20 protein-coding genes are annotated in these 20865 nt (G+C 74.7%); 11 read left to right on the top strand and 9 right to left on the bottom strand.

What is annotated here, in order from left to right; all coding sequences use genetic code 11:
- The first annotated feature begins 101 nt into the window (after positions 1–101).
- Complete coding sequence (locus CLV72_RS10370; protein ID WP_106243945.1) at positions 102–587, top strand: SixA phosphatase family protein; 486 nt, start codon at positions 102–104, stop codon at positions 585–587.
- A gap of 4 nt (positions 588–591) precedes the next feature.
- On the opposite strand, the gene serB is transcribed toward CLV72_RS10370, so the two are convergent.
- The 3 genes from serB to CLV72_RS10355 form a co-directional block, all read right to left on the bottom strand.
- Positions 592–1806, bottom strand: coding sequence for a phosphoserine phosphatase SerB (gene serB / locus CLV72_RS10365; protein WP_245930088.1), 1215 nt, complete (start codon positions 1804–1806; stop codon positions 592–594).
- Between the two features lie 95 nt (positions 1807–1901).
- Positions 1902–2501, bottom strand: a complete 600-nt coding sequence (locus CLV72_RS10360; protein ID WP_106243940.1) for a DUF1707 SHOCT-like domain-containing protein — start codon at positions 2499–2501, stop codon at positions 1902–1904.
- Positions 2502–2613: 112 nt separating this feature from the next.
- Complete coding sequence (locus CLV72_RS10355; RefSeq protein WP_106243937.1) at positions 2614–3402, bottom strand: hypothetical protein; 789 nt, start codon at positions 3400–3402, stop codon at positions 2614–2616.
- A gap of 153 nt (positions 3403–3555) precedes the next feature.
- On the opposite strand from CLV72_RS10355, the gene CLV72_RS10350 reads away from it, so the two are divergent.
- Positions 3556–4350 carry an ABC transporter ATP-binding protein gene (locus CLV72_RS10350; protein WP_106243933.1) on the top strand — a complete coding sequence of 265 codons (795 nt, stop codon included), beginning with the start codon at positions 3556–3558 and terminating at the stop codon, positions 4348–4350.
- Positions 4351–4565: 215 nt separating this feature from the next.
- Entirely contained in the window at positions 4566–5636 is a 1071-nt protein-coding gene (locus CLV72_RS10345; protein WP_106243930.1) for an SPFH domain-containing protein, read from the top strand.
- Positions 5637–5681: 45 nt separating this feature from the next.
- Here the strand turns inward: CLV72_RS10345 and CLV72_RS10340 are convergent, their stop codons facing one another.
- Positions 5682–6305: an HD domain-containing protein gene (locus tag CLV72_RS10340; RefSeq protein WP_170140946.1), complete on the bottom strand. Its 624-nt coding sequence runs from the start codon at positions 6303–6305 to the stop codon at positions 5682–5684.
- Positions 6306–6451: 146 nt separating this feature from the next.
- Between CLV72_RS10340 and CLV72_RS10335 the strand changes: the two genes are divergently transcribed.
- A complete protein-coding gene (locus CLV72_RS10335) occupies positions 6452–7822 on the top strand; it encodes an FAD-dependent oxidoreductase (protein ID WP_106243922.1) in 1371 nt (456 codons plus the stop codon).
- 26 nt (positions 7823–7848) lie between these two features.
- Here the strand turns inward: CLV72_RS10335 and CLV72_RS10330 are convergent, their stop codons facing one another.
- Complete coding sequence (locus CLV72_RS10330) at positions 7849–8748, bottom strand: alpha/beta hydrolase family protein (protein WP_106243919.1); 900 nt, start codon at positions 8746–8748, stop codon at positions 7849–7851.
- 259 nt (positions 8749–9007) lie between these two features.
- Complete coding sequence (locus tag CLV72_RS10325; protein WP_425428056.1) at positions 9008–9685, bottom strand: TetR/AcrR family transcriptional regulator; 678 nt, start codon at positions 9683–9685, stop codon at positions 9008–9010.
- 183 nt (positions 9686–9868) lie between these two features.
- Here CLV72_RS10325 and CLV72_RS10320 point away from each other — a divergent pair, with 183 nt between their 5' ends.
- Positions 9869–11215 (top strand): GH1 family beta-glucosidase, encoded by a 1347-nt coding sequence (locus tag CLV72_RS10320; protein ID WP_170140945.1) that lies wholly within the window; start codon positions 9869–9871, stop codon positions 11213–11215.
- 16 nt (positions 11216–11231) lie between these two features.
- On the opposite strand, the gene CLV72_RS10315 is transcribed toward CLV72_RS10320, so the two are convergent.
- On the bottom strand, positions 11232–12440 hold the full coding sequence (locus CLV72_RS10315) for a CapA family protein (RefSeq protein WP_106243915.1): 1209 nt from the start codon (positions 12438–12440) through the stop codon (positions 11232–11234).
- A 295-nt stretch (positions 12441–12735) separates the two neighbouring features.
- Here CLV72_RS10315 and CLV72_RS10310 point away from each other — a divergent pair, with 295 nt between their 5' ends.
- Both CLV72_RS10310 and CLV72_RS10305 read left to right on the top strand, forming a co-directional pair.
- The gene (locus CLV72_RS10310; RefSeq protein WP_106245345.1) at positions 12736–13146 is read left to right on the top strand and encodes a Fur family transcriptional regulator; all 411 of its coding nucleotides are present in this window, start codon (positions 12736–12738) and stop codon (positions 13144–13146) included.
- A 62-nt stretch (positions 13147–13208) separates the two neighbouring features.
- The gene (locus CLV72_RS10305; RefSeq protein WP_106243912.1) at positions 13209–14660 is read left to right on the top strand and encodes a catalase; all 1452 of its coding nucleotides are present in this window, start codon (positions 13209–13211) and stop codon (positions 14658–14660) included.
- Between the two features lie 427 nt (positions 14661–15087).
- Here CLV72_RS10305 and CLV72_RS10295 read toward each other — a convergent pair whose 3' ends face one another.
- On the bottom strand, positions 15088–15873 hold the full coding sequence (locus tag CLV72_RS10295; protein ID WP_146159407.1) for an SURF1 family cytochrome oxidase biogenesis protein: 786 nt from the start codon (positions 15871–15873) through the stop codon (positions 15088–15090).
- Positions 15874–16163: 290 nt separating this feature from the next.
- Here CLV72_RS10295 and CLV72_RS10290 point away from each other — a divergent pair, with 290 nt between their 5' ends.
- Both CLV72_RS10290 and CLV72_RS10285 read left to right on the top strand, forming a co-directional pair.
- Positions 16164–16772, top strand: a complete 609-nt coding sequence (locus CLV72_RS10290; RefSeq protein WP_106243871.1) for a biotin transporter BioY — start codon at positions 16164–16166, stop codon at positions 16770–16772.
- 136 nt (positions 16773–16908) lie between these two features.
- Positions 16909–17469: a hypothetical protein gene (locus tag CLV72_RS10285; RefSeq protein WP_106243868.1), complete on the top strand. Its 561-nt coding sequence runs from the start codon at positions 16909–16911 to the stop codon at positions 17467–17469.
- Between the two features lie 347 nt (positions 17470–17816).
- Here the strand turns inward: CLV72_RS10285 and CLV72_RS10280 are convergent, their stop codons facing one another.
- Entirely contained in the window at positions 17817–18782 is a 966-nt protein-coding gene (locus CLV72_RS10280; protein ID WP_106243866.1) for a CE1 family esterase, read from the bottom strand.
- Positions 18783–18916: 134 nt separating this feature from the next.
- On the opposite strand from CLV72_RS10280, the gene CLV72_RS10275 reads away from it, so the two are divergent.
- Positions 18917–19513, top strand: coding sequence for a TetR/AcrR family transcriptional regulator (locus tag CLV72_RS10275; protein ID WP_106243863.1), 597 nt, complete (start codon positions 18917–18919; stop codon positions 19511–19513).
- Positions 19514–19922: 409 nt separating this feature from the next.
- Positions 19923–20798, top strand: coding sequence for an AraC family transcriptional regulator (locus CLV72_RS10270; protein ID WP_106243860.1), 876 nt, complete (start codon positions 19923–19925; stop codon positions 20796–20798).
- Positions 20799–20865: the final 67 nt, after the last annotated feature.

Below are 20865 nucleotides of genomic sequence, written 5' to 3'. Positions count from 1 at the left end.
GGGGTCATCGTGCTGCTCGCCGTGGTGGCGACGATCCTGTCGCCGTGACCGCGAGCCGGCGGGGCGCCCGCGCGGCTTCCAGTGACCTTCGGAGAGTTCCCATGACTGACGTCCGGCGGCGGCTCGTCGCGCTGCGGCACGCCACGGCCGTGCGCGGCCTCGGCCAGCCCGACATCGAGCGGCCGCTGACCGCCGGCGGGCGGGCCGAGGCGCGCGCCGCCGGCAAGCAGCTGGTCGCCGAGGGCATCGTGCCCGACCACGCGGTCTGCTCGCCCGCGGCGCGCACCCGCGAGACCCTCGACGTGGTGCGCGCGCAGCTGCCCGAGCAGCCCTCGGTGAGCTACGAGCCCTCCGCCTACAACGCCCCCGTCGAGCAGCTGCACAGCCTGGTGGCCGCCACCGGCCCGGCCGTGGACTCGCTGCTGCTGGTGGCGCACAACCCGGGCATCGCCGAACTGGTCGACGAACTCACCCGCACCGACTTCTACGACTGCCCGCCGGCCACCCTCGCCGTGGTGGAGTTCGACGGCGACTGGGCCGACATCTCCGCCGAGACCCGGCACCTGCGGCTGCTCTGGACGCCCTGAGCGCTCAGCCCGCCACCGGGGGGCCGGCGGCGTCGGCGGCGTCGGCCTCCTCGACCTCCTCGCGGGAGATGCCGAGCATGAACAGGATCGCGTCCATGTAGGGGACGCTCACCGAGGTGTCGGCGGCCCGGCGCAGCACGGGCTTGGCGTTGAAGGCGATGCCCAGGCCGGCCGCGGCGATCATGTCGAGGTCGTTGGCGCCGTCGCCGATGGCCACGGTCTGGCTCAGCGGCACCCCCGCCGCGGCCGCGAAGCGCTCCAGCGAGGCCGCCTTGGCCTTGCGGTCGACCACCGGCCCGGCCAGCCGGCCGGTGAGCCGGCCGTCGACGATCTCCAGGGTGTTGGCGGCGGAGTAGTCGATGCCGAGCCGCTCCACCAGCGCGTCGGTGATCTGGGTGAAGCCGCCGCTGACGATCGCGAAGCGGTAGTCCAGCCGCTTGAGGGTGCGCACCAGCGTGCGCGCCCCCGGGGTGAGCACCAGCTTCTCCCGGACGTCGTCCAGCACGGAGGCGTCCAGGCCCTCCAGCAGCGCCACCCGGCGGCGCAGCGACTCCTCGAAGTCCAGCTCGCCGCGCATCGCCGCCTCGGTGACCCGGCGCACCTCCTCGGCGCAGCCGGCGTGCTCGGCCAGCAGCTCGATGACCTCGCCCTGGATCAGGGTGGAGTCGACGTCCATCACCACCAGCCGCTTGGCCCGGCGGTGCAGCCCGCCCGCCTGGACCGCCACGTCGACCCGCTGCGCCGCGGCCTCCGCGGCCAGCTCGGCGCGCAGCCGGTCGGGGTCGGCGCCCGACACCTCGAACTCGATGCAGGTGACCGGGTAGGACGCCAGCCGCTCGATCCGGTCGATGTTGGCGCCGCCGGCCGCGATCCGCGCCGCGATCCCGGCCATGGCCGAGGGCAGCAGCGGCCCGGCCAGCACGGTGACGTGCAGCGAGCCGCGCCGCGGCGGCCCGCCGTTGCCGGTGCCGGCCTGGATCTCGGCGTCCAGGCCCAGGTCGACGGCGGTCTTCTCCAGCGCCGAGCGGACGTCGGCGGCGGTCCGCTCGTCGGTGTAGGAGACCAGGATGCCCAGGACGAGCCGGCCCCGGATCACCACCTGCTCCAGGTCGACGATGGTCACCGGGAAGACCGAGAGCGCGGTGAGCAGCCGCGCGGTGACCCCGGGGCGGTCGCGGCCGGTGAGGGTCATCAGGAGGGTGCTGGCGTGCGATTCCATGTCGGACCCACGCTACCGAACGCCCGCGGCGCCGCTTCGAGAGGTTCCCAGGTGGACGGCGGGCCGTCACCGGACGTTCGCCCGAGGCCCCGGACTCAGCCCGAGCGCCTGCGCTTGCGCCGCTTGACCTTGACCTCCACCCCGCCCAGCAGCAGCATGCCGGTGAGCCGGATGGTGGGGGCGCCGGGGTCGTCCACCGCTCCCGCGCCGCCCAGCTCCGCGCCGCCGAGGATCGCGGCGGCCGCGTTCTCCACCCGCACCCCCTCGGGGACCACCATCCGCACCCCGCCGAGCAGGCACATCAGCTGCACCGTGATCTCGCGCTGGGCGAGCACCGCCTCCCGGAAGTCCAGCTCCACCCCGCCGAGGACGCTGTTGACGACCAGCCGCGGCGCCACCACCCAGCGGCCGGTGCGCTCGGCGCCGCTCATGATCGTGGTGATGGTGTCGGTGCCCTCGACGCCCACCGAGATGGCCGGGTGACCCGGCGCCGCGCGGCCGCCCGGGAGGTCGCTGGTGATCGGCGCCAGCTCGCCGATGGTCTTGGCGGTGTAGACGGCGTCGACCCGCTCGGTGTGCTCCACCGGGGTCAGCCGCCCCTCGGCCAGCGCCTCGCGCAGCACGTCGAAGACGCGGTCACGGTCGGCGTCGGAGGCGCGGACGTGACCCGGCTGCGATGGGGAGTAGCGGTTCACACCATCGACGATAACCCGCGGTGCCGCGCCGCACACCGGTCCGGGCCCCTGACTGAACCCTGAGATGGCGGCCCTGGGCGGCCTCCTGGACGCCCCCGGCCCGGGCCGGGGCTCAGCCCGCCCAGACGCTGTTGTGCGCGGCCACCAGGGCGCGGCGGATCGCCTGGTCGAGCGCTGCCAGCGCCCGGGTCCGCTCGGCGGTCTGCCGGCCGGTCAGCCCGGCCTGGCGGTCGCGGGCCAGCGCCACCACGCTGCCCAGCCGGCCGGCCAGCGCCGCCAGCCGGTGCGCGCGCCCCGGGTAGCCGGGCGCCAGCCCCGGGTCGCCCTGCCGGTGCTCGGCGCGCAGCGCGCCCAGCGCACCGGCCAGCTCCGGCCCCCACTGGTCGCCCCGGCCCGTCTCCGACAGGACCGAGGTGGCGTCGCGCAGCGCGAGGCTCAGCCCGCGGTCGGCCTCGGCCAGCGCCGGCACGTCCGGCCAGCCGTCCGCGGCACCGGCCGGAGGGGCGGCGGGGTGCCGCTCCCAGCGGACGCCCACATACGATGACCCTCGGCGGTCCTCCACGGGCACCAGCCCGATCCGCCCCCCGTCGAGCAGCGCCACCACCGCCTGCCCGGCGTCCAGCGCGGCCGTGTTGAACGACGGGGGCCCCGACAGCCCCAGCGGGTCGCCGGGGGCGGGGAGGGCGAGGCGGAGCTGGGTCAGGCCCTGCGAGCGCAGCCGGGCCAGGCCGCCGCGCAGCGGGGACTCGTGCGGATCGGATCCGGTCCGGTCGGGAGAGGGGCCGAGTACATGGGGCACACCGCACTCGACGGCGTCGACGGCCTCGTCGAGGCCGGTCTCGCCGATCAGCCAGGCATTGCCCCAGGCGACCAGTGCGGCCGAAGGCAGGTTTCGCGACACCGGTTCACGATAAGTGCGATCAGCGACGTCCGGACAGGCACGGGTCGATCCGCGGCCGCGTCCGTGCGACGCTGACGGGGAGCGCGGCGATCGGCACGTGCGCCGAGCGTGACGCGGACGGCGGCGAACGCGGGGAACGAGGGAACGGGACAGATGGCGGGCGAGGTACTTCAGCTGACCGGTGTAGGCGTGCGGCGCGACGGGGCCACCCTGCTCCACGACGTCGACTGGACCGTCGAGGAGGACGAGCGCTGGGCGGTGATCGGCCCCAACGGCGCGGGCAAGACCACCCTCCTCCAGGTGGCGTCCACCCTGCTGTTCCCCACCGAGGGCACGGTGGAGCTGCTGGGGGAGCGGCTGGGCAAGGTGGACGTGTTCGAGCTGCGGCCCCGGATCGGGCTGGCCAGCGCAGCCCTGGCCGAGCGGGTGCCGGCCGGGGAGAAGGTGCTCGACCTCGTCCTCACCGGCAGCTACGCCGTCCTGGGCCGCTGGACCGAGGAGTACGACTCCGCCGACGTGGGCCGCGCGGTGCGGCTGCTGGAGCAGCTGGGCGTCGGCGAGCTGGCCGGGCGCCGCTTCGACACCCTGTCGGAGGGGGAGCGCAAGCGGGTGCAGATCGCGCGGGCGCTGATGCCCGACCCCGAGCTGCTGCTGCTGGACGAGCCCGCCGCAGGGCTCGACCTGGGCGGCCGCGAGGACCTGCTGCAGCGGCTCACCGGCCTGGCCGCCAGCTTCGACGCCCCCACCTCCGTGCTGGTCACCCACCACCTGGAGGAGATCCCGCCCGGGTTCACCCACGTGATGCTGGTGCGCGAGGGCGGGATCGTCGCGCAGGGGCCGCTGGAGCGGGTCCTCACCAAGGAGAGCCTGTCGGAGACCTTCGGCCTGCCGCTGGTGGTCGAGCACCACGCCGACGTGGACCGCTGGTCGGCCCGCGCCGTCCGCTAGCCGGGGCGCCCCAGCGGGCCGTCCGCGGGGGCGGGCGGGCCGGCGGCTGTCCGGAATCGGTCCCGTGCCGCCGTTTGGGCCGCTCAGCCCCGGAAGGCGGCCGAATTCGGCGAACGCCGGGGTCTGGATCGATTTAGGATCATGACGCCTGGGCATGCTTCTCGCCAGAGAGGCGTGTGCGCCGTCTCCCCGCCCGCACCGGACCGGAGTCCCCCATGACCTCGCTCGTCGTCACCCTGATCCTGGTGGCCCTGGTTGGCGTCATCCTGTGGAGGAGCGTGCGGATCGTCCCGCAGGCCAAGTCCGACATCGTGGAGCGCTTCGGCCGCTACCACCGCACCCTCAACGCCGGGCTGAACGTCGTGCTGCCCTTCGTCGACCGGGTGCGCACCGAGATCGACCTCAGAGAGCAGGTCGTCACCTTCCCGCCGCAGCCGGTGATCACCCAGGACAACCTGATGGTGAGCATCGACACGGTCATCTACTTCCAGGTCACCGACGGCAAGGCCGCCACCTACGAGGTCGCCAACTTCATCGTCGCGATCGAGCAGCTGACCGTCACCACCCTGCGCAACGTGGTCGGCGGCATGGACCTGGAGCAGACCCTCACCTCCCGCGAGGAGATCAACCGCGAGCTGCGCGTGGTGCTGGACGAGGCGACCGGCCGGTGGGGCATCCGGGTGAACCGGGTCGAGCTGAAGGCGATCGAGCCGCCGCCCTCCATCCAGGACGCGATGGAGAAGCAGATGCGCGCCGACCGCGACAAGCGCGCCGAGATCCTGGAGGCCGAGGGCTCCAAGCAGTCCGCGATCCTCACCGCCGAGGGCGAGAAGCAGGCGGCGGTCCTGCGCGCACGCGGCGCCGCCGAGGCCGAGGTGCTGCAGGCCAAGGCGTCGGCCGAGGCGCAGGCGGTGCGGGCGCGCGGCGAGGCCGACGCGATCGCGATGGTCTTCAAGGCCATCCACGACGGCAACCCCGACGACAAGCTGCTCGCCTACCAGTACTTGCAGACCCTCCCCAAGATCGCCAGCGGCGACGCCAACAAGGTGTGGATCGTGCCGAGCGAGATGGGGCGCGCCCTGGAGGGCATCGGCGGCTTCTTCGGCAGCGTGCGCGAGGCGGCCGCCTCCGGCGGCGCCAGCCCCAACGGCTCCGCGCCCGCCGCGTCCGGCGCCGCCGACCGCAACGGCGCCGCGGCCGCGCCGGCGGTGGAGGGCCCGGTGGTCGACGACCTCACCGACCGCGGCGGCTACGGCCGCCCGCCGGTACTGGAGGACAAGAGCTGAGGTGGTCGGCCGCGGGCGCCCGGCGGGCGCCGCGGCCGCGCCGCTCTAGGGCGCCAGGTAGCCGCGGCCGACGGCGTCGTTGATCAGGGCGGTGGCGTAGGCGCCCAGGGTGGCGGAGCCCTCGGCCACCATCGCGACCTTCTCGCGCACCTGCGCGGCCGACACCCGGTGGGTCACCCAGGTGCCGCCCTCGTTGTGCCAGTTGGCCAGCATCGGGGCGAGCCGGTCGATCGCCTTGGCGAAGCGCGCCTCGGGGGTGGTGCGCGCCTCGAACTCCTCCCACAGGCCCCGCGCGTGCTCGGCCTGGTCCTTGGGCAGCAGCGCGTACAGCCGGTCGGCGGCCTCGCTCTCCCGCTTGAACTGGGTCTGCGCCAGCTCCGTGTCGTAGACGAAGGTGTCGCCCGCGTCGATCTCCACGATGTCGTGCAGCAGCAGCATCTCGACCACCCGGTCGATGTCGGTGCCCTTGGGCGCGTACTCCGCGAACACCCGCGCCGCCAGCGCCACGTGCCAGGAGTGCTCGGCGTCGTTCTCACGGCGGGAGCCGTCGACCAGCGTGTTGCGGCGCAGGATACGTTTCAGCTTGTCGACTTCGAGCACGAACCGCAGCTGATCGGTGAGCCGCTCGTGGTCTACTCCGGCGACGTGTAGCGGAGCAGGTTCGGTCACTACGCAAAACCCTTCCTCGCGCATGCTGGCCAGCCAGCCCTATTTGATCAGTCATAGCCCATCCCGTGGGCATGAACCCCGGGAACATCCGACGAATTGCGGATTGCTTCGATGTCGTGACGAGCCCGGCCCGGAAGAGAGGCACGATGGCAGCGGAACGCCTGGTGGTGATCGGCGGCGACGCCGGCGGAATGAGCGCGGCCTCGCAGGCGCGCCGGCGGCGCGGACCCGAGGACCTGGAGATCGTCGCGATCGAGCGCGGCCGGTACACCTCCTACAGCGCCTGCGGCATCCCGTACTTCATCGGCGGGGCGGTGACCTCCACCAACGAGCTGATCGCCCGCGCCCCCGAGGTCTTCGAGAAGGACTACGCCATCGGGGTGCGGCTGCACCGCGAGGCCGTCGCCGTCGACCTGGACGCGCGGCGGGTCACCACCGTCGAGCTGGGGCCCGGCGGGTCCGGGCGCACCATCGAGGAGCCCTTCGACCAGCTCGTCGTCGCCACCGGCGCGGTGCCCAACCGGCCCGCCCTGCCCGGCGCGGGCGCCCGCGGCGTCTTCGGCGTGCAGACCCTCGACGACGGCGTGGCCATGGACGCCTACATCGAGGACCGCCGCCCCGCCCGGGCGGTGGTCGTCGGCGGCGGCTACGTCGGCCTGGAACTGGCCGAGGCCCTGGTCGCGCACGACATCGCCGTCACCCTGGTGGACCGCGCCGCACACCCGATGACGAGCCTGGACCCCGAGATGGGGGCGATGGTCGCCGGCGCGCTGCGCGAGATCGGGGTGCGGGTGCTGCTGGAGGAGCAGGTGCGCGGCTTCGAGGAGCGCGACGGCGAGGTCACCGCCGTCGTCACCCGGGAGCGCACCATCCCCGCCGAACTCGTGGTGCTCGGCCTGGGGGTGCGGCCGGACGTGCGGCTGGCCGCAGGCGCGGGCCTGGAGATCGGGCCTTCGGGCGGCATCGCGGTGGACCGCCGGATGCGCACCTCCGCGCCCGGGGTGTGGGCGGCCGGCGACTGCGTGCAGAGCCTCCACCGGGTCTCGCAGCGGCCCGTCTCCATCGCGCTGGGCACCCACGCCAACAAGCAGGGCCGGGTGGCCGGCATCAACATCGGCGGCGGCTACGCGACCTTCCCCGGGGTGGTCGGCACCGCCGTCACCAAGGTCTGCGGCCTGGAGGTGGCCCGCACCGGCCTGTCGTCGGCCGAGGCCGACGCGGCCGGCTTCCGGTACACCACCGCCGCGGTGGAGTCCACCACCCGGGCCGGCTACTACCCCGGCTCGCAGCCCATCACGGTCAAGCTCATCGCCGAGCGCGGCGCCGGGCGGCTGCTCGGCGGCCAGATCGTCGGCCGCGAGGGCGCCGCCAAGCGGGTCGACGTGCTGGCCACCGCGATCTGGAACGGCATGACCGCCGAGGAGGTGCTGAGCCTGGACCTCGGCTACGCCCCGCCCTTCTCCCCGGTCTGGGACCCGGTGCTCGTCGCGGCGCGCAAGGCGGCCGAGCAGGTCTGAGCGGTGCGGCCGGGGCGGGCCGGCGGCTAGCCCTCGGCCAGGAATCGCCGGAACCATTCGGTGAGGGCCCGGTCCGCCAGGACCGGGCCGGGGGCCGGCGGACCCGGGCGCAGCCCGGGCTCGGGGCCCATGGTGTGCGTCAGGTCGGGGATGGTGATGTGGCGCAGCCGGTCGTCGGAGGTGGGCTGCTCAGCGGTCTGCTCGGCCGGGCCGTCCTCGGCGTAGGCGCGCACCAGCGCGTCGTGCAGCGCCTGGCCGTGCGCCGGGCGCACGACCTCGTCGGCCTGGCCGGTGACGACCAGCAGCGGCGTGCGGGGCATCCGGCCGCCGATGTCGGCGGCGCGGGTGGTGAAGTCGAGCCAGGCGGCCAGCTCCCGCGAGCGGTCCGTCCACCGGTAGGCGGCGCCGGCCTCCCGCTCCCTGGCCGCCAGCACGTGCGCCGGGAAGACCACCGGGTTGACCACCCCGGCGGCGGCCACCGGCAGCCCGGACTCGGCCAGCGCGAGCAGCACCGCGGTGCCGCCCTCCCCGACGCCGGCCAGCGCCACCGGCCCGCCCGACACCGGCAGCCGCGCGCTCAGCTCGGCGACGGCGGCGCCCAGCTCGGCGGTCGCCTTCTCCACGACGGGGCCGAGCAGGTTCAGCAGGTAGTCGTCGCCGCCCAGCTGCTGGATCTCGGCCAGCCCGCCCTCGGGCAGCCGGGTGCCGAACATCGGCAGGCCCAGGTAGACGCGCCAGGCGTCCACCCCCGCCATCGGCAGGGTGCCGGCCAGCGCCACCTCACTGCGCGGCGGCTCGAAGGAGTGCCAGGCCACCACCATCGGCGCCTGGTCGGCGCCGGAGGCCGGCGGCATGGCCACATAGGGCACCCCGGCGGCGACCCCGCTGATGGCGCTGTCGAGCGTGAGCGTACTGTCGGCGAGCACGTTGCGCCCCTCCCCGGGCGGGACTCCTGCGGCGCCGTCTGCGAGCGCGGCGGAGCCGGTGGAAACCGCTGGCGCCCTCCGGCGGCGGGCTCCGGCCGCACCGCCGCGCCGTGGGGCGGCCCCCACCGCGGCGACCGCGGCGCGCGGCGGTCGCCCGAACATACTGCCAGCGCGCCGTACCGTCTTCCATTCATTTGGCGGTAACTGGTCGAATGTCCCACTCGCCGGGCGCCGCGCCACCGTTTTTCCGCGGCCGCGCTCAGCCGCGGAAGGACGCCGCCAGGTAGCCGTGGACCAGCCGCTTGGCCTCGGCGATGATCTCGGGGTCGCCCTCGGGGCTGCGCCGGAAGGCCATCTTCAGCACCGCGTCGGCCGCCTCCACCGCCACCGACAGCGCCCGCGCCACCTCGGGGCCCTCCGGCGCGCCGAGGTGGGTGGTCAGCAGCAGCGCGAGGTGGCCGGCCAGCACCGTGTTGTTCTCGGCCGCGGAGTCCAGCAGCCGCGGATCCACCACATCGCCGAAGCGCAGCTCCCGGAAGCCCGGCTCGCCGCGGTGCATCGCCACGTACTCGTCGATGACGGTGTCGACGGTGTCGAACCAGTCGCGGTAGCCGCCGCCGGCCAGCCGCGCCGAGATCCGCTCGCTGAACACGGCGAGGTAGCGCAGGCTCAGCGCCTGGGCGATCGCCCGCTTGTCCGGGAAGAACTGGTAGACGGAGCCGATGGCCACGTCCGCCCGCCTGGCGATGCGGGTGGTGCTCAGCTCCTCGTAGCCGACCTCCTCCAGCAGTTCGGCGCAGGCGTCGAGCATCCGCTCGACGCGCGCCGCGCTGCGCCGCTGGGTCGGGCGGCGGCGCAGCGGCCCGGCGGCGGGCGGGGCGGCCGGGCCCGCTCCGGCGCCGTCGCCGCTCGCGCCCGGGCGGTGGGGAACCGTCACTCCTCTATCATGCAGTGCTGATCGCCGGCCCGCCGCCCGGTGCGGTGCGGGTCAGGGCGCGGCCGCCGCTTTGCCCGGCGGCGCGCCACTGGTTGACTGTGCGGGAACGGCGCCGGGACGGGCGCCGCCGACGCGAGACGGGCGGGCCGGCCGGCCGCGCCGCAGCGGTGGGAGGGATGCGACGTGAGCGTGGCCGACCGGCCGAGATTCCCCGAGGGCTTCTGGTGGGGCGCCGCCACCTCGGCCTTCCAGGTGGAGGGGGCCGCCGCCGAGGGCGGCCGCTCGCCGTCGATCTGGGACGCCTTCGTGCGCCGGCCCGGGGCGGTCGCCGACGGCGCCACCGCCGAGACGGCCTGCGACCACTACCACCGCTACGCCGAGGACGTCGCGCTGATGGCCGAACTCGGCCTGTCGGCCTACCGCTTCTCCACCGCCTGGACGCGGGTGCAGCCCGGCGGGAGCGGCCCGGCCAACCCCGAGGGCCTGGACTTCTACGAGCGGCTCACCGACGCGCTGCTGGAGCGCGGCATCGCCCCCGTCCTCACCCTGTTCCACTGGGACCTCCCCCAGGAGCTGCAGGAGCGCGGCGGCTGGCTGGAGCGCGACACCGCCTACCGCTTCGCCGAGTACGCCGGGCTGGTCGCCGACCGGCTGGCCGACCGGGTCGACATGTGGATCACCCTCAACGAGCCCTTCGTGCACATGATCTACGGCTACGCCTGGGGCATCCACGCGCCCGGGCTGCCGCTGGTGTACGGCGCGCTGCCCGCCGCCCACCACCAGCTGCTCGCCCACGGCCTGGCCGTCGCCGAGCTGCGCGCCCGCGGTGTGCGCAGCGTCGCGATCACCAACAACTGCTCGCCCGCCTGGCCGGCCAGTCGCGAGCCCGCCGACCTCGCCGCGGCCGACGCCTACGACAGGCTGCACAACCGGCTGTTCACCGACCCCGTGCTGCTCGGCGAGTACCCCGACCTCAGCGCCTTCGACTCCATCGAGCTGCCGGTCCAGGACGGCGACCTCAAGGTGATCTCGGCCCCGCTGGACGGCCTCGGCCTGAACTACTACCGGCCCACCCTGGTCGCGGCGCCGAGCCCCGGCGCGGGCCTGCCCTTCGACCTGCCCGAGATGACCGGCCACCCGATCACCGCCTTCGGCTGGCCGATCGTCCCCGACGGCCTGCGCGAGCTGCTGGAGCTGTTCCACCACCGCTACGGCGGGGCGCTGCCCCCGCTGTACGTCACCGAGAACGGGGCCTCCTTCCCCGACGTGGTGGCCGACGACGGCACCGTGCCCGACCCGTCCAGGATCGACTTCCTCGACGGCCACGTCCGCGCGGTGGCCGCCGCGATCGACGCCGGGGTGGACGTGCGCGGCTACTTCGCCTGGTCGCTGCTGGACAACTTCGAGTGGGCCGAGGGCTACACCCAGCGCTTCGGCCTGGTGCACGTCGACTTCGAGACACAGCGGCGCACGCCCAAGGACTCCTTCCACTGGTACCGCGACCTCATCGCGGCCCAGCGGGGTGCCTAGCGGCCGGCCGCGGGCCTCAGCCGGCCGGCGCGGAGGGCTCGGCCGAGGTGCCGACGGGCGCGGCGGTGGCCTCCGAGGGGCTCGGCCCGGCCGAGCCGCCGGCCGGGGCCGCGGCGAGATTGGTGCAGGCCAGCCGCTCGGCCTGCCGGTCGAGGGCGGCGCTGATCTGCGCCTCGTCTTCGGCCAGCACCGGGATGCCGCCGGTCACCGTGCCGGGCAGCCACTCGTCGTCGAGCACCCGGTCGCCCTGCATGGTCAGCCGCAGCACGCCGGTCTCGGCGCCGTCGCCGACACCGTGGTAGAAGACGAAGTTGCCCAGGCCGTAGTGGACGTAGGCGTCGCCGAGGTAGCCTCCGGCGTTCACCCGGTGGGCGTGCCCGCCGACGATCACGTCGGCGCCCGCCTCGGCCAGCCGCGCGGCGAAGTCGGTCTGCACCTGCATCGGGCAGTTGTCGCCCTCCAGGCCCCAGTGCAGGTAGACGACGACCGCGTCGGCCTCCTCGGCGGCGGCGCGCACCGCCTCCAGGGTGCGCTCGTCGCCGCCCAGGCCGTAGTCGGGCTTGGCCGAGGCCATGCCGGGCTGGGTGTCGGTCGCGGTCCAGGTGGGGATGTACTGGTCGTCCATCACCTGGGTGACGCCGATGACCGCGACGGTGTTGCCGTTGACCTCGGCGATGTGCGGGGCGTAGGCGGCGTCGGCGTCCTCGCCGATGCCGATCAGCGGGAAGCCGCGGTCCTCGGCGGCGGCCAGGGTGTCGTAGAGGCCGTCGACGCCGTAGTCCATGCCGTGGTTGTTGGCCACCGAGGCGACGTCGACGCCCCCGGCGGCCAGCGCGTCCAGCGCGGTGGCCGGGGCGCGGAACACGAACTCCTTGTCGGCGGGGGTGCCGCCCTCCGTGATGGCGGTCTCCAGGTTCACCACCGCGAGGTCGGCCTCGCTGAGCACCTCGGCGACCGGGCCGATCGCGGTCTCGGGGTCCTCGTCCAGCCGCTGCCGGAGCATGCCCTCGAAGTGGACGTCGCCGCCGAAGGCGATGGTGAAGGGCTCGGGGGCCGGCTCGCTCGGCGAGGGCGAGGCGGAGGAGGCGGCGGCGCTGGGCGCGGCGTCGGCGTCGTCGTCGGCCGCGCCGCCGAAGGCGCCGCAGGCGGGCAGCGCGATGACGGCTCCGGCGGCTGCCGCGGCGCACAGGATCCTGGACCGCGGCGTGCGTGGACGAGGCGGCATGATCGGCCCTCCGCTCGGGAGTTCGAAAGACGGTCGCAGCGGACCGGGGCGGCGCCGTGCCGCGCCGTTCAACGGAACGCTACTGCTCCGGGCGGCGATTCGACCGTTTTGTAACTCTGATGTGGCCTTTTGTCGTCCGGATGGCCGGAGTCGGACAGGGTGTGGCTACTGAGCGTAATATCGTCATCGCGGCGCGCCCGGTAGCCCCGGACCGGCGGGCCGGGCCGGTGTGACTCTTCTCTGGATTCAATCGTTTTCTTGAATCATTCAGGTTTGGCCCGGTAAATTGGTGATCATGGACGACGCCACCCGACTCCGGTCGGCCGGGCTACGGGTCACCTCCGCGCGGCTGGCGATCCTGAGCACCGTCCGGTCGGGCGACCACCTCGACGTCGAGACGATCACCCGCAGAGTCCGCAGCCAGGTCGGACACGTCACCATCCAGGCCGTCTACGACGCGCTGCACGCGCTCACCGGCGCCGGCCTGGTCCGCCGCATCGAACCCGCGGGCAGCCCCGCCCGGTTCGAGGCGCGCGTCGGCGACAACCACCACCACATCGTCTGCCGGAGCTGCGGCGCCGTCGCCGACGTCGACTGCGTCAGGGGCGAACCGCCCTGTCTGGAGCCGTCGGCCGCCCACGGCTTCGTCGTCGACGAGGCCGAGGTGAACTTCTGGGGGCTGTGCCCGGCCTGCCAGGCCCACTAGGGCCCGGCAGCGCCGCACGCCCCGAACGCCTGCCAACACCGTGAAACCCCAAGGAGCAAGCAGTGAGTGAGCGGGTTCCCGTCACGACCACGGACGCCGGCATCCCCGCGCCGAGCGACCAGTTCTCCCAGTCGGTGGGCCCCAACGGGCCCCTGCTGCTGCAGGACCACTACCTGATCCAGAAGATGGCGCAGTTCAACCGCGAGCGCGTGCCCGAGCGCGTCGTGCACGCCAAGGGCGGCGGCGCCTACGGCTTCCTGGAGATCACCGAGGACGTCAGCCAGTACACCAAGGCCGACCTCTTCCAGAAGGGCCGCCGCACCGACCTGCTGCTCCGCTTCTCCACGGTCGCCGGCGAGCTCGGCAGCGCCGACACCGCCCGCGACCCGCGCGGCTTCGCGCTGAAGTTCTACACCGAGCAGGGCAACTACGACATCGTCGGCAACAACACGCCGATCTTCTTCATCCGCGACCCCTCCAAGTTCGCCGACTTCATCCACTCCCAGAAGCGGCGCGCCGACAACCACCTGCGCGACAACAACATGCAGTGGGACTTCTGGACCCTCCAGCCGGAGTCCGCCCACCAGGTCAGCTTCCTGATGACCGACCGCGGCACCCCCCGCTCCTGGCGGCACATGCACGGCTTCGGCAGCCACACCTTCATGTGGTACAACGCCGCCGGCGAGAAGTTCTGGGTGAAGTACCACTTCAAGACCGAGCAGGGCGTGCAGAACTTCACCGCCCTGGAGGCCAAGGAGCTGGAGGCCCAGGACCCCGACCACCACATCCGCGACCTGTTCACCGCCATCAAGGGCGGCGACCACCCGTCGTGGACCGTGAACGTGCAGATCATGCCGTTCGAGGACGCGGCCGACTACCGGTTCAACCCCTTCGACCTCACCAAGGTGTGGCCGCACGAGGACTACCCGGAGATCACCATCGGCCGGTTCACCCTCAACCGCAACCCGGAGAGCTACTTCGCCGAGATCGAGCAGTCGGCCTTCGAGCCGGCCAACCTCGTCCCCGGCATCGCCGCCAGCCCCGACAAGATGCTCCAGGGCCGGCTGTTCTCCTACCCCGACGCCCACCGCTACCGCGTCGGCACCAACTACCTCCAGCTCCCGGTGAACCAGCCCAAGTCGCCGGTGCACTCCTACAACCGCGACGGCGCCATGCGCTACCACAACCCCGGCGACCCGGTGTACGCGCCGAACACCGCCGCGGGCCCGGCCGCCGACCCGGCGCTGTTCGCCGGCGAGGACTACCGCGTCACCGGCGAGATCGTCCGCTCCGCCTACCAGCTGCACAAGGAGGACGACGACTTCGGCCAGCCGCGCGCCCTGTGGGAGAAGGTGCTGTCCGACACCGACCGCGAGCACATGGTCGCCAACATCGTCGGCCACGCCTCGGCCCCCGAGGTGACCGGCGACATGCACAAGCGCGTCGTGGAGTACTGGACCAACGTCCACCCCGACCTCGGCGCCGGCGTGGCCCGGGGCCTGGGCCTGGGCTGACCGCCACCACCGGCACGGCCGCCGGGCCAGCGCGGCCGCATCCGATGAACACCTGACGTGGGCCGGACCGGCCTTACCGGGCCGGCCGGCACCACGACGGCCGGGCGGGGGAACCCCCGCCCGGCCCTCGGCGTGCGCCTAGCGGCCGTGGAAGGCGGGCGTGCGGCCCTGGCCCGCGGGGGTCAGCGCGCCGGGGCCGCTATGAACGGCATCGCCAGGCGGGCGGGCACCGGCAAGCACCTCGCGTACCGGCGCTGGAAGAACCGACCCGAGCTGTTCCCCGCCGCCCCGCGGCACTTCGCCGCCGCGGTCGGGGTGCCCGACACCGGCGAGCCGCGCGAGGACCTGGTCGCCCTGCTGGAGCGGATCCGCCAGGTCTTCGACCTGCTGCCCCGGGGCCTGATCGCCCCGGGCCCGCCGCCCGGCGCTAGGGCGTGCCGACCCGGGCGGCCGGCGGCGGTCCGGCGGCCGCCGCCGCGCGGTGCTCGGCCAGCTCCCTGCGCACCATGAACACCCAGCCCACGACCGCGATGACGGCGAACAGCCACCACTGCACCGCGTAGGCGATGTTCAGGCCGTAGTTGGCGCTGGGCGGGGGCACCGGCTCCAGGACCGTCTCGGCCGGGGTCTGCTCGATCAGCGTGACGTAGCCGCCGTAGGACGGGTACGGCAGCCCCTCGGCCAGCGACGGCACGTCGATCAGCATGACCTGCCCCTCGGGCACGCCGCCCCGGTCGCGGATGCCCGTCTCCGCCTCCGTCTCGGAGCGGTCCAGCCGGCCCACCACGGTGACCTCGCCCTCGGGCACCGGCGGGACCTCGGGCGAGGCCGTGGCGACGGCCGGGTTGGCCACCCAGCCCCGGTTCACCCACACGGCGGTGCCGTCGGCGGTGACCAGCGGGGTGATCACGAACATGCCCGGTCCGGAGTCGACCGAGCGGTTGCGCACGTACAGCTCCCGCGCCTGGTCGTAGCGGCCGGTGGCCGAGACGCGGTGCCAGCGCAGCGGGTCGGGCACCGGCTCGCCGGGCGCGCTCAGCTCCGAGACGTCCAGCGCGGGCGCGGCCATGTTCGCCTCGACCCGCTCCACGTAGGCCAGCCGCGCCTCGAAGCGGCCGTACTGCCAGAAGCCCAGCCAGATGAAGGCCGGGATCAGGACCAGGACCAGCAGGTGGAACCCCACCATGCGCCGGTTCAGCAGCACGCTTCGCACAACCCGAGGCTACGAGACGCCCGGGGCGGACCCGACCCGGGTCCGCCCGGAGCGCGCGGGCGGGGCGCCGGCCGCGCCGCCCACGCCGATCGTTTGTCGCTACCGTACAAAGCGTGTCGGAGGTTACGGCTGTTAAGCCACCGTTCCGGCGGTATGTCGAGTAGGTCTCCGACAAAGAGAAGTGACCAAGAACTGTCGCCCCGGACAGCCGAACGGAGTCGCCGGTTGGCTAGATTCTCAGCGGGACCCCGTCCCGGGATGCTTGTACCACCCGATCAGCGGAGGACATCGTGAGTAATGCCTATGCCGAGATCCGGCGCCCGGCGGTGCTGGCCGACCTGCTGCCCGGCCGGCTGGTGCGCGACATCGCACTGGTGGTGGGCTCGGCCGCGCTGGTCGGCGCCGCGGCGCAGCTAGCCGTGACCATTCCGGCGATCTCCCCGGTCCCGTTCACCATGCAGACCTTCGCCGCGCTCGCCGTCGGCGCCACCCTCGGCTTCCACCGGGCGCTGCTGGCCATGGGCCTGTACGCGGTGGCGGGCGTCGCCGGGGTGCCGTGGTTCGCCGACGCCACCAGCGGCTTCGCCTTCCCGTCCTTCGGCTACGTGCTGGGCATGGTGGCGGCCGCCGGGCTGGTGGGCTGGCTGGCCGGTCGTGGCGGCGACCGCTCCCCGGTGCGGGCGGCCGGCACGATGGTGCTGGGCAACCTGGTGGTCTACGCGATCGGCTTCCCGTACCTGATGGCCGTCACCGGCATGGGCTTCGCCGCGGCGCTGGCCGCGGGCGTGCTGCCCTTCCTGGTGGGCGACGCCGTCAAGATCGCGCTGGCGGCCGGGGTGCTGCCGAGCGCGTGGGCGCTGGTGGGGCGGTTCGGCGGCGGAGCCGACGACCGCTCCTGACCCACGACTCCCGGGAGCGCCGCGTCGTACCATTCGGACAGCGCGCCGGACCGTCCGGCGCTCCCGGCGCCGGTGCCCGCCGCCCGGCGCGCCTTTCGGGCGCGCCCCCGGGCGCCGGCAGTGTGGAGGTCGAACCTTGAGCAGACGAGGCACCCTGCTGGTCTCCGGCCTGCTGTTCGCGCTCATCGCGGCGGTCGCCCTGCTCGCGGCGGTGGTGGCGGGCTCGTCGGTGGAGTGGACCTGGTTCGCCGTGTTCATCGGAGCGGCCGCCCTGTTCGGGCTGCTGCTCGACCCGGTGGGCTGGCTGGTGCGGCCCCGCCGCAAGCGTCGCCCGCCCAAGCGCACCCGGCTGCTGGCCGACCCGGCCGAGACCCGCGAGCGCTCGGCCCGCCGGGCCGCCCGGGCCGCCGGACCGCTGCCCGCCCCGCCCGAACCGCAGCGGCCGGCCGAGCGGCCCCGCCCGCCGGACCCCTCGGCCGGCCGGCACCGCTCGCCGGGCCCCCGCCCGCACGAGCGGGTGGAGCCGGCCGGCCTGGGCGCGATCGGCGAGCCCGGCGGCGCCCCCGAGGAGCGGCCACTGGTGCCCCGGCCGGTGCAGGCCGACCAGACCGACGCCATCTACGACGTCATCCGCGCCATCCGCGAACTGGAGCGCGAGGACCGCCGCGACGGCCCCGGCCGCCGCCCCGACGCCTGAGCGGCCGCGCCGCCGGCCCCGTTCTGGTCGGCGGCGACGGCCGGAGCCACCTGTGCCTTGCCGAGGCGGAAGCGCCCCGGCCCGCGCCACCGCTCCGGCCACCGACCCGCAGCGCGCCCACCCGGACTCGGCCGGCAGTGCGATCCGCTCGTCGCGGAACGGCATCACGCCTCCGGCGGAGGGGCGCTCGGCGCCCGCTGCGGCAGCAGCGTCCGGCAGCGCCGCCCCCCGTGGAAACCGACGGCCGGTCGGCTCCGATGCCGACCGCGCGGCGCCCCGGCGGACCTGCCGCGACTCACGGGGCGCGTCCCCGATTCATACCGCGGCGGCCCGAGCGCGCCCCGCCCTCACCCCCGGCCGGCGAAGAACTCCGCGATCAGCGCGCCGGCGTCGATGTCGCGGCTGGTCACCCCGACGATGTCGGCGAACCGGTCCGCGGCGCCCGGCCAGGTGTGCCCGCCGCCGTCGACGGTGTAGAGCACCACCGGCGGCGGCCCGCCGCCGTCGTGCCACGAGGTGCGCTCCACGGTGGTGCCGTCCTCGGGGTCGGTGTCGGGCAGCGCCTCAGTCTCCTCCTCCGCCGCCCCGTTGGCGTCGGCGAAGGACTCGGCCGTCTCCCTGGTGCCGATCGTGGTGATCGGCGGCTCGGCGAACTCGCCCGACCCGCCTCCGGGCGGCACCTCGGGCAGCCCCTCGTAGGGCCGCAGCGGGTCCTCGGTGCCGTAGACCATGAGCAGCGGCGTCGCCTCCGCCGGGCGCATCGGCTCGGGGTCCAGCGGGAGCTGCCCGGCCACCGCCGCCACCCCGGCGAACACCCCGGGCTCCTCGACGGCCGCGCGCAGCGCCATGTTGGCGCCGTTGGACTGCCCGGCCAGGTAGACGCGGTCGGGGTCGATCCCGTACTCGGCCGCCAGCTCCCCGGCCAGCGCGGTCAGGAAGGCGACGTCGGCGCCGGGGTCCGGGCGCAGTTCGGTGGGCACCCGGTGGTCGCCCCAGCCCTCGTGCAGCCCCTGCGGGTAGGCGACCGCGAGGCCGGACTCCAGGGCGGCGCCGGTCAGGCCGTTGAACTCGTCCATGTCGGCCGCCGAGGAGCCCTTGCCGTGCAGCGCGATCACCACCGGCGGCCCCTCGCCGGGCGGGAGGTGCAGCCGGTAGTCGCGGACCTCGCCGCCCGACTCCAGCGTGCCCTCGATCAGCCGCGGCTCCGCCGCCGCGCCGGCGGCCGCGGCGCCGGGCGCCTCGGCCGGCGCCCCGGCGCATCCGGCCGCCAGCAGCGCCGCGGCCGCCCAGGCCGCCCCCCGTGTCGGACGCATCAGGTCTCCTATAGCTCGTAGGACTTGTCCTAAAGCCTATAGGAGCGCTGCGGTGCGAGAATGGGCGGGCCGGCGTACGCCGGCCACCGCGCCGCCCCGGGGCGGCGACCCGCGATCCCGGTACAGGCTGGTCCATGCGCAAGCGTCTCTCCCGGCAGGCCACCATCGACGCCGCCGTCGACTACGCCGACGCCCACGGCATCGACGCCCTGTCCATCAGCGCGCTCGCCCGCCACCTCCACGTGTCGCCGCCCAGCCTCTACGTGCACCTCCCCGGCGGCATCCGCGAACTGCGCGCCGCACTGTGCGCCAAGGGCCACCACGAGATCGCGCACGCCCAGCGCGTCGCCGCCACCGGCCGGTCCGGCGGCGACGCCCTGCGCGCGATGGCCCACGCCCAGCGCGACTACGCCAGGGCCAGGCCCGCCCTCTACGCCGCCACCCACTTCGCCGTGCAGGGCTACCAGGACGACGAGGTGCGGCGGTCGGCCGACGAGGCGGCGGCGGTCGCCGCCGACATCCTGGCCGCCACCGGCATCTCCGGCCCCGAACGCGTGCACACCGCCCGCGCCGTGCGCAGCGCCGTGCAGGGCTTCTGCGCCCTGGAGGCGGCCGGGGTCTTCGCCCTCAAGGTCTCCGCCGACGACAGCTTCGAATGGCTGGTCGACGCCCTGGTCGACCGCGCCGTCCGCTCGGGCGCCACCGACCGGGGCCGCGCGGCTCCGCGCTGAGGCACCGGCCCGCGACCCGGCCGCCCGCTCACGGCGGCGACCGAGGGGCGGCGCGTGAAGGGGGCGGCGTGCGGAGCGGCGCAAGCCCCGGCCGGCCGCCTGTGGACGAACCGAGCGCCCGGCGGCGCCCCGTCCACAGATCCGGCCACGGGCCTGGCAAGGGGTCTTGACAACCGCGAGACTCCAGGCGCGGCCTTACCTTGCTGCGGGGTGGTCTGCCCCCGGTCGGGTGGGGTGAGGGTGGGGTGGGACCGGTGCGGTCCCCCGGCTGTGCCGGGCGGACGGGCGGGGGCGGTGGCCGGGGGCTCGCCGGCGGGCGCCCGGGCGCCTGACCGAAGCCGTACGCCGATGGTCGGGTCGCGCGGCCGCCCGGGTTCCTAGCGTGGTGGGCAGATCGAGGGAGGCGACGGTGCTGGACCGGTTGAACGAGGCGCTGCGGCGGGTGGAGGACGACCCGGCGGGCCCGGTGGACGTGGCGGAGATGGCGCGCATCGCGCTCACCTCCGAACACCACCTGCGCCGGCTCTTCTCCGCACTGGCCGGGATGCCGCTGTCGGAGTACGTGCGGCGGCGCCGGCTCACCCTGGCCGGGATCGAGGTGCTGGAGGGCAGGGACACCCTGCTCGACATCGCCGTCCGCTACGGCTACGGGTCCGCCGAGGCCTTCACCCGGGCCTTCCGCGCCATGCACGGGGTCGGCCCCGGGGAGGCGCGCCGCACCGGCGCCGCGCTCAGCTCCCAGTCGCGCCTCGCCTTCCGCCTCACCATCGAAGGGAGTACCGAAGTGCGCTACCGCATCGTCGGCAAGGACGCCTTCCGCCTGGTCGGGCCCAATACCAGGGTCCCGAACGTGCACCGGGGCCTCAACCCCGCCATGGTCGAGTTCGTCGAGCGGGTGGACGACGCCACCTACGAGCTGCTGGAGGGGCTGTCCGACCAGGAGCCGCACGGCGTGCTGTCGGCCACGGTCGTCCTCGACCCCGCCGACGGCGAGGGCGGCGAGGTCGACTACCGCCTCGCCGCCGCCACCAACGCGCCGCCGCCCGAGGGGATGGCGGCCCTGGAGGTGCCCGCCGGCACCTGGGCGGTCTTCCCCTACGAGCGGGTGCGCTTCCCCGAGGGGCTGCAGGACCTCTGGCGCGAGATCTACGCCGGCTGGTTCCCGTCCCACCCCGCCCACCGCCTCGCCGAAGGCCCCTCGCTGGTGCGGGCGGAGTACGACGAACAGGACGAGAACATCGCCTCCGGCGAACTGTGGCTGCCGGTGGAGAAGGCCGACGGGTGACCCCCGCCGACCGCGCCGAACCCCGAAGGCGGCCCGCACCGGACCGGACTCCGGTGCGGGCCGCCCG

It is taken from the genome of Allonocardiopsis opalescens, from assembly GCF_003002095.1.
Lineage (GTDB): Bacteria > Actinomycetota > Actinomycetes > Streptosporangiales > Streptosporangiaceae > Allonocardiopsis > Allonocardiopsis opalescens.
Note: the sequence above shows the minus strand (reverse complement) of the source record. Positions and strands in the feature narration are given on the sequence as shown.

Coding starts and splice junctions, on each gene's coding strand:
- CLV72_RS10335 (WP_106243922.1), top strand. CDS start 6,452: ATGGCAGCGGAACGCCTGGTGGTGATCGGCGGCGACGCCGGCGGAATG.
- CLV72_RS10370 (WP_106243945.1), top strand. CDS start 102: ATGACTGACGTCCGGCGGCGGCTCGTCGCGCTGCGGCACGCCACGGCC.
- CLV72_RS10280 (WP_106243866.1), bottom strand. CDS start 18,782: ATGCGTCCGACACGGGGGGCGGCCTGGGCGGCCGCGGCGCTGCTGGCG.
- CLV72_RS10310 (WP_106245345.1), top strand. CDS start 12,736: ATGGACGACGCCACCCGACTCCGGTCGGCCGGGCTACGGGTCACCTCC.
- serB (WP_245930088.1), bottom strand. CDS start 1,806: ATGGAATCGCACGCCAGCACCCTCCTGATGACCCTCACCGGCCGCGAC.
- CLV72_RS10350 (WP_106243933.1), top strand. CDS start 3,556: ATGGCGGGCGAGGTACTTCAGCTGACCGGTGTAGGCGTGCGGCGCGAC.
- CLV72_RS10345 (WP_106243930.1), top strand. CDS start 4,566: ATGACCTCGCTCGTCGTCACCCTGATCCTGGTGGCCCTGGTTGGCGTC.
- CLV72_RS10275 (WP_106243863.1), top strand. CDS start 18,917: ATGCGCAAGCGTCTCTCCCGGCAGGCCACCATCGACGCCGCCGTCGAC.
- CLV72_RS10315 (WP_106243915.1), bottom strand. CDS start 12,440: ATGCCGCCTCGTCCACGCACGCCGCGGTCCAGGATCCTGTGCGCCGCG.